This window comes from Streptomyces sp. NPDC047061, assembly GCF_040643955.1.
Classification (GTDB): Bacteria; Actinomycetota; Actinomycetes; order Streptomycetales; family Streptomycetaceae; genus Streptomyces.
Genome location: NZ_JBEYVI010000086.1, coordinates 1 through 12,546 on the forward strand (window position 1 = coordinate 1; position 12,546 = coordinate 12,546).

General features: G+C 72.7%; 9 protein-coding genes and 1 pseudogene. 3 read left to right on the top strand and 7 right to left on the bottom strand.

The window, feature by feature from the left end; genetic code table 11:
• The 3 genes from ABZ887_RS49925 to ABZ887_RS49935 all read right to left on the bottom strand — a co-directional run.
• The coding region (locus tag ABZ887_RS49925) for a potassium-transporting ATPase subunit KdpA (protein WP_361306181.1) at nucleotides 1-467 on the bottom strand (467 nt) is incomplete at its 3' end.
• 8 nt (nucleotides 468-475) lie between these two features.
• On the bottom strand, nucleotides 476-565 hold the full coding sequence (gene kdpF / locus ABZ887_RS49930; protein WP_016434100.1) for a K(+)-transporting ATPase subunit F: 90 nt from the start codon (nucleotides 563-565) through the stop codon (nucleotides 476-478).
• A 297-nt stretch (nucleotides 566-862) separates the two neighbouring features.
• Nucleotides 863-2,704 (bottom strand): APC family permease, encoded by a 1,842-nt coding sequence (locus ABZ887_RS49935; protein ID WP_361306183.1) that lies wholly within the window; start codon nucleotides 2,702-2,704, stop codon nucleotides 863-865.
• A 324-nt stretch (nucleotides 2,705-3,028) separates the two neighbouring features.
• Between ABZ887_RS49935 and ABZ887_RS49940 the strand changes: the two genes are divergently transcribed.
• Nucleotides 3,029-3,529, top strand: a complete 501-nt coding sequence (locus tag ABZ887_RS49940; protein ID WP_361306185.1) for a hypothetical protein — start codon at nucleotides 3,029-3,031, stop codon at nucleotides 3,527-3,529.
• 7 nt (nucleotides 3,530-3,536) lie between these two features.
• Here the strand turns inward: ABZ887_RS49940 and ABZ887_RS49945 are convergent, their stop codons facing one another.
• The 3 genes from ABZ887_RS49945 to ABZ887_RS49955 form a co-directional block, all read right to left on the bottom strand.
• Nucleotides 3,537-5,345: an NAD(P)-binding protein gene (locus ABZ887_RS49945; RefSeq protein ID WP_361306187.1), complete on the bottom strand. Its 1,809-nt coding sequence runs from the start codon at nucleotides 5,343-5,345 to the stop codon at nucleotides 3,537-3,539.
• 189 nt (nucleotides 5,346-5,534) lie between these two features.
• On the bottom strand, nucleotides 5,535-6,332 hold the full coding sequence (locus ABZ887_RS49950; RefSeq protein ID WP_361306189.1) for a DUF4118 domain-containing protein: 798 nt from the start codon (nucleotides 6,330-6,332) through the stop codon (nucleotides 5,535-5,537).
• Nucleotides 6,329-8,827 carry an ATP-binding protein gene (locus ABZ887_RS49955; RefSeq protein ID WP_361306191.1) on the bottom strand — a complete coding sequence of 833 codons (2,499 nt, stop codon included), beginning with the start codon at nucleotides 8,825-8,827 and terminating at the stop codon, nucleotides 6,329-6,331. The genes ABZ887_RS49950 and ABZ887_RS49955 overlap by 4 nt, the downstream gene beginning before the upstream one ends.
• A 183-nt stretch (nucleotides 8,828-9,010) precedes the next feature.
• Here ABZ887_RS49955 and ABZ887_RS49960 point away from each other — a divergent pair, with 183 nt between their 5' ends.
• Nucleotides 9,011-10,570 (top strand): Na+/H+ antiporter, encoded by a 1,560-nt coding sequence (locus ABZ887_RS49960; RefSeq protein ID WP_361306193.1) that lies wholly within the window; start codon nucleotides 9,011-9,013, stop codon nucleotides 10,568-10,570.
• Nucleotides 10,571-10,610: 40 nt separating this feature from the next.
• On the opposite strand, the gene ABZ887_RS49965 is transcribed toward ABZ887_RS49960, so the two are convergent.
• The gene (locus ABZ887_RS49965; RefSeq protein ID WP_361306195.1) at nucleotides 10,611-11,429 is read right to left on the bottom strand and encodes a hypothetical protein; all 819 of its coding nucleotides are present in this window, start codon (nucleotides 11,427-11,429) and stop codon (nucleotides 10,611-10,613) included.
• Between the two features lie 339 nt (nucleotides 11,430-11,768).
• Between ABZ887_RS49965 and ABZ887_RS49970 the strand changes: the two are divergent.
• Nucleotides 11,769-12,546, top strand: a pseudogene (locus ABZ887_RS49970) (amino acid transporter); the annotation flags it as partial.

Sequence of the window (12,546 nt, forward strand, 5' to 3'; positions counted from 1 at the left end):
CGAGCGAAACCACGCACCAGCGCCACGGCGACGGCGATACCGACGGCCGCGGAGACGAAGTTCTGCACGGCCAGGCCGGCGGTCTGCACGACGTGCCCCATGGTCTGCTCGCCGTAGTACGACTGCCAGTTCGTGTTGGTCACGAACGAGACGGCCGTGTTGAACGACTGCGCCGGGTTGACCGAGGAGAAGTTCAGCGAGCCGGGCAGGATGCCCTGGATCCGCTGGAGGAGGTAGAGGAACAGGACGCTGACGGCCGAGAAGGCGAGGACGCCGCGCAGATACGCGGGCCAGGTCATCTGGGTGTCGGGGTTGGCGCCGATCCCCTTGTAGATCCACCTCTCGACACGCAGGTGCTTGTCGGAGGAGTAGACCCTGGCCATGTAGTTGCCGAGGGGAATGTAGGCGAGCGCCAGCGCGCCTATGAGCGCGACGAGCTGGAGCACGGCGGCGGTTACGGGACCCATGTCTTGTCTCAGAACCTCTCCGGGAAGATCAGGGCGAGGACGAGATAGCCCAGCAGGGCGACGGCCACGACGAGGCCGACGATGTTCTCGGCGGTCACAGCTTGGTCACCCCCTTGGCGACGAGGGCCACCAGCGCGAAGCCTGCGAGCACGGTGACGACGAAGGCCAGATCGGCCATCGTGAACTCCTGGATGAGGTTCGGAACGGACGTGGACTGTTAGAGGAAAGCGTCTTTCTGGCCGGATTCGGCCCCCGTTGACGGGTCCCTTACGGCGGCGTTCGCGCCTTTGACGGGACTCTTACGCGGGCTCGACCAACCCGCGACCGGAAGCCGCCGTTCGGCCGACGAAACCTCCTGAACTGGGGAAACGCCGGCCGCAGACGCATCAGAGGCGTCAGGCCAGGCGGAACCGCAGCCGGCAGATCACCGCGTCGGTCTCGCGGCGCACGGCGTGCGCCACGACGGCACCCCGCTGGTTCTGCAGGAGCCGCTGCCAGAGCCGCTCGGGCTCGGTCTCCGGGATCAGCACGGTCACCTGGGTGGCCGGCTCGGCCGCGGTCACCTCACGGACGTACGCGGCGACGGGACGGCCGAGCGTGCGTCGCTCGCACGCGAGCCGGACCAGCGGCACCCCGGGGTCCCACTCGGCCCAGGCGCGTTCCAGGGCATGCAGCCGGGCCCGGTCCTCGGGGTCGGGATGGCAGACGGTGACGGCCCGGACCTCGTCGCCGAGGGAGGCGGCCGCGGAGAGCGCCTGGGAGGTGAGCCGGGTCAGGGACGACACCGGCACGATCACGACCGAGCGCTCGCGGTGCGGAGCCTCCGGGATCCGCCCGAGCCCGAGCCGGTCCCCGATCCGCCCGTAGGCGCGGTGGACGGCGACGAAGGCGCCGACGAGCAGCGGCAGCATCAGCACGACGAGCCAGGCGCCCTCGGCGAACTTGCCGGCGGTGACGACGACGGTGGCGACGCCGGTCAGGACCGCCCCGAAGCCGTTGAGCAGCGCCTTGCCCCGCCAGCCGGGCCCGCGCTCCAGTCGCCAGTGCCGCACCATCCCCACCTGGGCCACGGTGAACCCGACGAAGACCCCGATGGCGAACAACGGCACCAGCGTGTTGGTGTCGCCGCCGGAGAACACCAGCAGCGCGGCCGAGACGACGGCCAGGGCGAGCACACCGTGCCGGTGCACCTGCCGGTCGGCCTTCAGCGCGAAGACGTGCGGCAGGTAGTTGTCCCGGGCGAGCAGTTCGAGCAGCACCGGCAGCCCGCCGAACGACGTGTTGGCGGACAGGGCCAGCAGGATCATGGTGGCGAACTGGATGACGTAGAAGCCCCAGTTGTGGCCGAGGGAGGCGTCGGCGAGCTGGGCGAGGACGGTCACGCCCTCGACCGGCTGGAGGTGGAACCGGGAGATCAGCACCGAGAGCCCGATCAGCATCGCGCCCAGCACCGCCCCCAGGGCGACCTCGGCGTGCTGGGCCCGCTTCGCCCGGGGCGCCCGGAAGGAGGGCACGGCGTTGGCGATGGCCTCGACGCCGGTGAGGGCGGCACAGCCGGAGGCGAAAGCTTTCAGCAGGAGCAGGGCGCCGACACCGGAGGCGTTGTCGGCGAGCACGGAGGCATGCCCGGCGGCGGTGGCCGTACTGGCCGGCGAGGACCGGAGGAGCCCCGCCACGATCAGCACGAAGACCGACCCGACGAACACGACCGTCGGCACGATGAACGCCTTCGCCGACTCCACGATGCCCCGCAGGTTCACCCCGGTGACCAGCGCCAGCACGGCCAGGCACAGCCACAGCCGGTGCGGGTACAGCGCCGGGAAGGCGGAGGTGAGGGCGGCGACACCGGCGGTGACGGCGACGGCGACGTTGAGCACGTAGTCGAGCACCAGGGAGGCGGCGGCGACCAGGCTGGTCCGCGCACCGAGGTGGGCCCGGGCCACGGCATAGGACCCTCCCCCGTCCGGGAAGGCCGCGATGACCTGCCGGTACGAGGCGACGAGCACCGCGAGAAGGGCCGCGATGGCGAGGGTGACCGGCAGGGTGTAGCCGAGCCCGTGCGCACCGGCGGCGGCCAGCACGAGCACGATGGCCTCCGGTCCGTAGGCCACCGACGCCATCGCGTCGAGTGACAGCGCGGCGAGGCCGGTGACGGCGGTGAGGCGATGCCGTTCCCCGGTATCGGGCGGCTCCTCGCCGGCGGGCACGGCGCCCGGTTCGGCGGTCAGTACGGGCATGGGCGGGTGCTCCTTGGCGAACGGGACATATGTCTCGCGCGCGGAGTACCGCGCGCGATGCGAATAGGTTCTGTCCCGTCCCGACCAGGTCCGACAATCTCTTGCGCGTTCTTCGCGCGGGAGGGTTCGACTTTGATGACTTCTTGACAGGGGTGACTGCAGTGCGCCCCAAAGGGGCGCGGGGCCGCATTTGATGTGCGGCTACCGCCGCGTGGGCGCGACCAGCCCCCACCGGCCCGCAGCGGGACCCACGACCGTCAGAGTCCCATCAAGGACATACTCCACCTACTGACGCCGCCGCCCGCGACTCCCTACCGTCACCCCATGCAGCACTCCGAGGACCACCGCTGGTCCAAAGACGTCTACGCATCGGCCCGTTGCGCAGGCGCCCTCCTAGCCCTGCTCCTCCTGATCGACTGGGGGTCGGGGACGCTGGGCTGGTGGCGCGGCACCCTCTGGATCTCCCTCGCCCTGCTCCTCTTCGGCGTCCTCTGTCCCGCCAGGGTCCGCGCCGGCGACGGCTGGCTCACTTCGCGCAGGCTGCTGCGCACCCGCAGGGTCCGCACCGACCTCCTGGTCTCCGTCCGCCGCCTCGACGGCATCTCCCCCCGGCTGCTGCTGCGCGACGCCTTCGGTGCCCGGTTGGAAATCGACCCGCAGGTCCTCGTCGCCAACCCCGACCTCTGGCTGCGCGTGGACGCGGGTGCCCGCAAGGCCGCCGCGGCGGGCACCCTCACATGCGGCGCGATGGCGCTCAGCCGCCTGAGCGAGGAGATCGAACGCGAGAACGCCCTGGGCGTCTTCAAGGCGTCAGGCCTGGAGTAGGTACTCCTCACCCTTGCCGCACCCCCGTCATCAGCACGTCGAGCCCTCGCCGAGTGGTCACCATCACCACCCGGTCCGCCGCCGCCAGCACCCGCCCCTGCGCCGGACGCCAGTCGAAGGCCGGCTGTCCCGGGGCGCCCCCGCCGACCGGCCCCACCGCCAGCACCCGCCACTCCCGCCGCCGGAACGCCTGGTGCACCGAGCGCCCCTCCAGCTCCGGGTGCCCGGCCACGTCCACGCAGGTGAACAGCAGCGAGCCCCGCTCCACCGGCATCACGCCCAGCACATGACGCCCCATCATGGCCGCCGCGAACGACGGCGCGGCCAGCGCCGAAACGCTCCGGCTCCGGGTGAGCGCGTCCGGGTAGGACGCGCGCAGCGTGCGCTGGACGGTCGCGGCGAAGGCGTCGTCGTACAGCCGGGTGACCACCCGTACCTCGGGGTTGGCCTCCCGGACGGCCATGACGATGTCGAGGTTCTGGCCGTCGTCGCGGGTGAGGACGAGCAGCGAACCGCACTGCCGGACCCGGGCGAGTTCGAGGACGCCGGGGTCGGTCGCGTCCTCCAGGACGAGCGGGAAGCCGAGTTCCCGGGCGAGCGCGACTCCCCTGGCGCGTGGGTCCCGCTCGATGGCCACCACCTGGTGGCCGGTGGTGCGCAGCCGGTCCAGCACCCGGGTGCCGACCATGCCGAGGCCGACCAGGACGATGTGACCGCTGACGTCGTCGCCGGGCGGGTGGTTCACGGAGGCGGTGCGGAAGGCCTCGGTGGCGTTCATGGTCGCGGCGACCACGAGCGGCAGCACGGCGAGCCCGACAAAGCCGGCGAGGAGCTGCAGGATGCGGCGGGCGGGCGACTCCTCGGTCGCCGGATCCCCCATCGTGAAGATGTCCAGCAGGGGCAGATAGACGTTCTTCCACCAGGGGTGCTCGTCCGCGAAGAGCGCGGTGGCGGTGGACAGGGCGACCACCACGGCGGCCAACGAGCCGTAGACGGCGGCCAGTTGCCGGGAGAGCAGGACCCGCCACGGCAGATGGGCGAACCGGGCCCGGGCCCAGCGCACCGGCCGCAGCCGCCAGGCGCGGCGGGCCGGTTCGGCCGTGTCGAGGTGGACGACCTCCTCCAGCATCAGCCGCCCGTGCGTGAACTGCCGGTGGTAGGCCGTCCGGTCGTCCGGCAGCAGCAGGGTGCCGTCCTCACCGGGCGTCTCCGCACTGTCCTGGCTGGCCGGGTCGTCCTCGTGGGCGCCGGAGAGCACGGCGAGGGTGGCGAGGTCGGTGAGGTGCGTCGGGGTGCCCGCGGGCCGTACGACACCGCGGAAGACCTTGCCCTCGACCTCCAGGGTGTGGCCGTGGCCCACGGCGGCTGCCGCGACCAGTTCGGGTACGGCGGTGTCGGCGTCGGAGAGCACGGTGGTGGAGGTGTCCGGCGCCGGGGCGTCGCACAGGCCCGCCGCCCGGTCGAGGAGCCGTTCCAGATGGCTGCCGCGCTCCCGGTTGAACATCCGCACGACCAGCCGGACGGAGGGGTTGACCGCGCGGGCGAGCAGGGCCGCGGTGACGTTGACCTGGTCGTCGCGGTAGGTCAGGGCGAGCGCGGCGGCCCGTGCCACGCCGGCCGCGCGCAGGGTGGCCTCGTCCGGGCGGGCCGAGATGTGCAGCTGGACGGCGGACGCCGGGTCGCGGTGCAGGGCGGCGACCCGGGCGCCGTGCTCGTCGTCGGCGGACGGCAGGACCACGGTGACGGCCTCGCCGCACACGGCGTCCAGTTCGACGGCGAGCCGGTGTGCGAGGCCGTCGTCGCCGCAGATCACCATGTGCCCGGCTCTCTCTCCGGATGCCGCTGGTACGGGGAGGGTTGACGTCACATCAGCCAGAACGGAACCAGCCGCGGCGGCGGTTCCGGCCGGGCGCCGGGCTCCGTTCAAATATCCGTCAAGAACATGTCAACAACGGTCCGCCTCGGCACGCGCGCACGTCGGTCCGCCTCGGCTCGCGCCCACCGGTCAGCCCGCGCCCACCGGTCCCGCCGTGTCCAGCGCGGCCCCGGTCTGGTCGGCCAGCGTCACCGCGACCAGGCGGGCCTGCAGCGGGGGCACCGGCCCGGGTCCCGGGGTGAGCATGAACCGGCCGAGGTAGTGCCCGTTGCCGTACGCGCGCAGCTCGGTCTCGCCCTCCGGCCAGCCGCTCCGCTCCAGGTCCCAGGCCCGGCGTCCGACGGTGATCCCGCCGTCCTTGCCCAGCCGGGCCGGCTGTCCCAGCAGGGTGCCGTACTCGAAGCGGCAGCCGGACAGCCCGAGCAGCGCGGTCAGTTCGCCGCGGACGTGGTCGACGACGGTGTCGGCGGACTTGGCGGACCGGACCAGGTCCGCGGTGGTGTGGATCCGGGCGAGGTAGCCCTCGTCGGTCACCGTGATGATCTCCAGCTTGCGGGCGTGGGCCGCGAGCTGGGCGACGATCAGGCCGACGACGAGCAGCAGCACGGCCGTCCCGATGTCGGCGCCGGCGCTGATGTCGAAGGTCTCGTAGGGCCGGGTGAGGAAGAAGTCGAACCAGGCCGCCGCCGAGAGCGCCGCCACCACTCCGGCGAGGCGGCTGCCCAGCGCGGCCACCGCGACGACCACCACGACGAGGATCAGCGCCGCATTGGTGTGGGACAGGTGGGTCCGGAGGGGGACGAGGAGGAAGGAGACCAGGAAGGGGGCGACGAGACCTGCGGCGAGGGCCGCCCGGTCCCGCGTCGGCAGGGCCACGACGGGCCGCCGTACGAAGCCCGCTCCGAGGCCGGCGTGCGTGCTGCTCATGGGGTACCTCCTACGCGCTGCGGCGTCCGGAAGGGTCGGGTCCGATCGGCCAGGGGCAGCGAGACGACCATGGTCAGTCCGCCGCCCGGGGTGTCCTCGGGGGTCAGGGTTCCGTCCATCGCCTCGGTGAGCCCCCGGGCGAGGGCGAGACCGAGTCCGAGGCCGGTGGTGTTGTCGGTGTCGCCGAGCCGCTGGAAGGGCTCGAAGAGGCGGTCGCGGCCGTCGGCCGGCAGGCCGGGGCCCCGGTCGATGATCCGGAGTTCGGCCCGCCCCGCCAGCGCGCTCGCCGTCACCAGCACCCGCTTGCCGGGCGGGCTGTAGCGGGCCGCGTTGCCGACCAGGTTGGCTATCACGCGCTCCAGCAACGGCGGGTCGGCCAGCAGCGGGGGCATGTACTCCAGCCGGCCGTGCACCTCGACCGCCGGAGTGTCCGCCAGGGCCGTCGGGAGCACCTCCTCCAGGGCCGTGGCCCGCAGGTTGAGGGTGAGGACGCCGGCCTCCAGCCGGCTGAGGTCGAGGAGGTTGTCGACGAGGCGGCTGAGCCGGGCCATGGACTCCTCGGCGGTGGCGAGGAGTTCGTCGCGGTCCTCCGGGGTGAACTCCACCTCCCGGCTGCGCAGCGAGGTGACCGCCGCCCAGCCGGCCGCGAGCGGGGTGCGCAGGTCGTGGCCGACGGCCCGCAGCAGCGCGGTGCGCATCCGGTCGGCGGCGCGTACGGGTTCGACCTCGGCTGCGGCCTGGGCGAGCCGGGCCCGTTCGACCGCCGAACCGACGTGCGCGGCGAACGGGGCGAGGACCCGTCGCTCGGAGGAGGAGGGCGTACGGCCGCGCAGCACCAGGTAGTTGCCGGGGCCCGCGGGCACGGCGGTGGCGTCGGCGCCGTCCGGCGGTTCGTCGACGAGTTCGGCGGAGTCCATGCCGAAGGTCTCGCGGGTGCGTTCCAGCAGCGCCGGGATGGTCTGGCCGCCGCGCACGATGCTGCCGGCCAGCGACGACATGGTCTCCGCCTCGGCGGTGGCCCGCGCCGCGCGTCTCGACAGCCGCAGCGAGCGGTCGACGACCGCGGCGACGACGGCCGCCACGACCGCGAAGACCCCGAGCGCGAGCAGGGCGTTGGGATCGTCGAGGGTGAACTGGCCGATGGGCGGTATGAACCAGTAGTTGAGCAGCAGGGACGCGGTGACGGAGGCGATCACCGCGGAGGTCACCCCGCCTATGCAGGCCACGCCGACCACCGCGAGCAGGAACAGCAGGGCCTCGCTGGTCAGGTTGACGGTGCCGCGCACCTGGGCGAGGGCGACGGTGAGCAGGACCGGGAGCACCAGCCCCGCGACCGGTCCGGCGATCAGGCGGCCGGTGGAGAGGGTGCGGCGGCGGGAGGGCAGCAGGGTGCCGCGGCCGGCGCGTTCGTGGGTGACCCGGTGGACGTCGATGTCGCCGGAGAGGGCGGTGACGGTCTCGCCCGTCCCCGGTCCGGTGAGGAATCGTTCCAGGCGGCCCCGGCGGCTGGTACCGAGGACGAGCTGGGTGGCGTTCTCGGCGCGCGCGAACTCGACCAGCGCGGTGGCCACGTCGTCGCCGACGACGGAGTGGTAGCTGCCGCCGAGGTCCTCGACCAGCCTGCGCTGCCGGGCCAGCGAGGCGTGCGAGACGCCCGCGGCCAGGCCGTCGCTGCGGGCCACGTGCACGGCGAGCAGGTCGCCGCCCGCGGACCGGTCGGCGATGCGGGCGGCCCGTCGTACCAGCGTGTCGCCCTCCGGGCCGCCGGTCAGGGCGACCACCACCCGCTCCCGGGTCTCCCACACCCCGCCGATGGCGTGCTCGGCGCGGTACGACTGGAGCGCCTCGTCGACCCGGTCGGCGACCCAGAGCAGGGCCAGCTGGCGCAGCGCGGTGAGGTTGCCGGGGCGGAAGTAGTTGGCGAGGGCCGCGTCGATCTTCTCGGGGGCGTAGATGTTGCCGTGCGCCATCCGGCGGCGCAGGCCCTCGGGCGGGATGTCCACGACCTCGATCTGCTCCGCCCTGCGGACCACCTCGTCGGGGACCGTCTCGTGCTGCGGCACCCCGGTGATCTTCTCGACGACGTCCTTGAGTGATTCGAGGTGCTGGATGTTGACGGCGGTGATCACGTCTATGCCGGCCGCGAGCAGGGCCTCGATGTCCTGCCAGCGCTTGGGGTGCCGGCCTCCGCCCGGGATGTTGGTGTGGGCGAACTCGTCGACGATCGCCACCTTCGGGCCGCGTGCCAGCACGGCCGCGACGTCCATCTCCTCGAACTGACCGCCCCGGTAGGCGCAGCGCAGCCGCGCCACGACCTCCAGGCCGTCGATCATGGCCTCGGTGCGGGGGCGCCCGTGGCACTCCGCATACCCCACCACCACGTCCGCGCCCCGGGACGCGCGGCGCCGTGCCTCGTCGAGCATGCGGTAGGTCTTGCCGACCCCTGGGGCGGCCCCGAGGTAGACCTTCAGTCGTCCGCGCGGTACGTCGTTCATCACCTCAAAGAGAAGCGCGCCGCGAGGTACCGGGTCCGTCCTCTTGACGCGTCTCTGGCGCCGCTGACGAGGACGTTGACACTGTCTTGACGGCCCTCGGCCGGATAGGGTGAAGGCGGTGTGCCGGGAAGTCTGGTCGGCCGGGAGTCACAGTGGCTCCTGACAAGGCCCCAGGGGGACGGCATGCGCGGCGTGGGTACGGTTCTCGCACTCGTGGTACTGGCCACCATGGTGGCGACCTTCGCCCGCAGATGGCGGATTCCCGCCCCCTCCCTCCTCGTGGTCGCGGGCCTCGCGGTGGCCCTGCTGCCGGGCACCCCGACGATCCAGATCAGTCCGGACGTCATCGGCCTCGTCGTCCTCCCGCCGCTGCTCTACGCCAGCGCCGAGGAACTCTCCTGGCGCGAGCTGCGCGCGGTGTGGAAACCGGTCAGCGTGCTCGCGGTCGGCCTGGTGCTGGCCTCGGCCGCGGCCGTGGGTGCCGTCGCCTCCATGGTCACCCCGCTGTCCTGGCAGATGGCGCTGGTCCTCGGCGCGATCCTGGCCAGCACCGACCCGGTCGCGGTGACCGCGCTCGGCCGCCGGCTGGCCCTGCCGCCGAAGGTGCAGATGCTGGTCCAGGCGGAGAGCCTCTTCAACGACGCGACCTCCCTGGTCCTCTACCGGGTCGCGGTGAGCGTCGCGGTGGCCTCGGCGGCGGCGAACTGGGGGGCGGCGGGCGGTGAGTTCCTGCTGCTGGCGGGCGGCGGCACGCTGATCGGCGCGCTGGTCGCCGCCGTCGTCACGGTGATCAGGCGGCGCACCGAGGACCCGGTCCTGGAGACGGTGATCTCCCTGGTCACGCCGTACGCGGCGTATGTCCTCGCGGAGGCCGCCCATACCTCGGGGGTCACCTCGGTGGTCGTGGCGGGCGTGGTCCTGGGCGGCCGCGGCGACCGGCTCACCAACGCCCGCATAAGGCTCCAGCTGCACGCCGTCTACGGCACGGTGGTCTTCCTGCTGGAGAGCGTGGTCTTCAGCCTGATAGGGCTCGCGCTGCCCGCCCAGGTACGCGCGCTTTCCGACGGGGACAAGGCCTGGCCGCTCTACGCGCTGGCGGTGGCCGGCACGCTGATCGCGGTGCGGCTGCTGTGGCTGGCGCCGCTGTCGGCGGTGGTGCAGCGCAAGGGCGGCATACAGCGGCCGAACTGGCGGCTGCCGGTGGTGCTGACCTGGGCCGGCACCCGGGGCGTGGTGCCGCTGGCGGCCGCGCTGTCGATCCCGGTGGTGGCGAAGGACGGCTCGACGCTGACCGAACGCCCGCTGGTGCTCGTCCTCACCACGTCGGTCGTGGTCGTCACCCTGGTCGTGCAGGGCTTCACCCTGGCCTCGGTGGTGCGCCGCTCCGGCATCGCTCTGGAGCCCGACCACACCGAACGGGAGGAGGCCGCCGCCCGCTGCCGGCTGGCCGACGCGGGCATCCGGCGCCTGGAGGAGCTGTCCGAGCTGGAGGCCGTACCGGACGTGGTCCTCGACCGGCTCCGGCGCGGGCTCCACGCCCGCCTCGACGACGCCCGCGACCGCCTGTCGGACCGCACCGTCGAGTCGGCCGACCTGGTCTACCGGCAGCTGCGGCGCGACCTGATAGCGGTGGAGGCGGCGGAGCTGCGGCGGCTGTACGACGAGCACACGATCAGCGACACGACCCGCAGACGGCTCCAGCGGTCGCTGGACCTCGAGGAGGCCCGGCTGGCCGACGCGTAGCGGTTCGCGCGCCCCGGGGAGTCCCGGTGCCCTGTGCCGGTCAGCGGAACTGCGCCAGCCGGGGCCGGAGCCCCAGCCCGGTCAGCGCCACCGCGAGCACCGACAACCCGCACGTCCAGGGCAGTCGGCCGGTCAGCTCGCCCCGCCCCGCGCCCACCGACTCGTCGAAGTGGGCCCGGTTGATGTCGGTCACCTCGTCCAGTGCGGTCATCCACGCGCCGAAGTGGGCGTTGGACGTGCCCGCCTCCCAGCCCATGCAGAACTCCACCGCCTGCTGCTCCTTGCCGGCGGCGAGCAGCGCGCGGATCCTCCGGTCGTCGCGCTCGTAGACGGCGTACGCGTCGACCGTCCGCTCGGCCGCGGCCCGCTCCCCGGGAAAGGTGATGTTGTCCAGCTCGCGCCGGAACTCGCCGGTGAAGCGCAGGTCGGTGGAGTCGGCGCGGTAGTCGTTCCAGGTGGCCGCGAGCCGGGCGTCGTACGTCGACAGCGTGGCGCCCCGGATGCCGTACAGCTGCTGGGACTTGGCGAGGAAGGAGTCGGCGTACCGGGTGCGGCGCCGCGGGTCGAGGAGGTAGCGGCTCTCGTCGGCGTTGGCGTCGTAGGCGATGGCGCAGGCCCGGGAGAGGGCGACGACGGAGTCGAAGGCGTCGTGCCGGGCCACCTTCAGGTGCGCGGCGGAGGCCGAGAGGAGCTGGGTGCCGAGGACGACGGCGACCAGGGTGCACACGGTGGCGGCGAGGGCGGCGGGGTTGAGGTTGCGGCGGAAGCGGCGGGCCAGGTACCACTGCAGAACGCCGAGGCCGGCCAGGAGCAGCAGCCCGAGGACGAGGACCGCGACGAGCTGGCCGATTGGGCGCACGGGGTGGCCGGTCCGGTCGTACCCGAACCGCCGAACGCGTGCGCGAGCGCGGGCAGGACCTGGTGCGGGATGCCCAAGGGGATAACGCTCGGTGTCCGGCGCCCGGCATCCGCCCGACGTCCCCCGTACAGCCGAACGCCCGCCCTCGGCCTTCGGGCCACCCTTTCTTGATGCTCCGGCACCTCCTGTCAGGCGATTCTTAACGCAAGCTTGACGCCCAGGGCTCACCGATCCGTGGGCCCACGCGTCACTCTCTGCATACGCTGGTGCCGCCGTCCGCGTGATGGCCGGAATCGAACTGCGCCGCACACCCCGCGCCGGACACCAGGAGCCCACCCCATGGCCACGACCGAACATCCCCCTCCCAGTCGCCTGCGCGCCTGGATGCTGGAGGGGCTGTCCGACATGGGCAAGGGCGCCGGACACGGCGGCCAGCAGGCGCAGCCCGAGGCCGCGCACCAGGGCCAGCGCTGGTGGCGGGTGATGTGCCTGACCGGTGTCGACTACTTCTCCACCCTCGGCTACCAGCCCGGTATCGCCGCCCTGGCGGCCGGCCTGCTGTCGCCGATCGCGACCATCGTCCTCGTCATAGTCACCCTGGCCGGCGCCCTGCCGGTCTACCGGCGCGTCGCCGAGGAGAGCCCGCACGGCGAGGGCTCCATCGCCATGCTGGAGCGACTGCTCTCCTTCTGGCAGGGCAAACTCTTCGTGCTGACCCTGCTCGGCTTCGCCGCCACCGACTTCCTCATCACCATCACCCTGTCGGCCGCGGACGCCTCCACCCACCTGGTGGAGAACCCGCACCTGACCGACTTCCTGCAAGGCAAGCAGCTGGTGATCACCCTGTTCCTGGTGGCCCTGCTCGGCGCGGTCTTCCTCAAGGGCTTCCTGGAGGCGATCGGTGTCGCGGTCGTCCTGGTCGGCATCTACCTCGCGCTCAACGTCGTGGTCGTGATCGTCGGCTTCTACCACGTCCTCACCGCCGAACACGTCATCACCGACTGGACGAGCGCGCTGACCGCGGAACACGGCAACGTCTTCGTCATGATCGGCGTGGCCCTGATCGTCTTCCCGAAGCTCGCCCTGGGCCTGTCCGGCTTCGAGACCGGCGTCGCCG

Bases quoted from the DNA above. Each gene is read 5' to 3' on its own strand.
- ABZ887_RS49950 (WP_361306189.1), bottom strand. From the start codon at position 6,332: ATGAGCAGCACGCACGCCGGCCTCGGAGCGGGCTTCGTACGGCGGCCC.
- ABZ887_RS49945 (WP_361306187.1), bottom strand. From the start codon at position 5,345: ATGGTGATCTGCGGCGACGACGGCCTCGCACACCGGCTCGCCGTCGAA.
- ABZ887_RS49955 (WP_361306191.1), bottom strand. From the start codon at position 8,827: ATGAACGACGTACCGCGCGGACGACTGAAGGTCTACCTCGGGGCCGCC.
- ABZ887_RS49960 (WP_361306193.1), top strand. From the start codon at position 9,011: ATGCGCGGCGTGGGTACGGTTCTCGCACTCGTGGTACTGGCCACCATG.
- ABZ887_RS49940 (WP_361306185.1), top strand. From the start codon at position 3,029: ATGCAGCACTCCGAGGACCACCGCTGGTCCAAAGACGTCTACGCATCG.
- ABZ887_RS49935 (WP_361306183.1), bottom strand. From the start codon at position 2,704: ATGCCCGTACTGACCGCCGAACCGGGCGCCGTGCCCGCCGGCGAGGAG.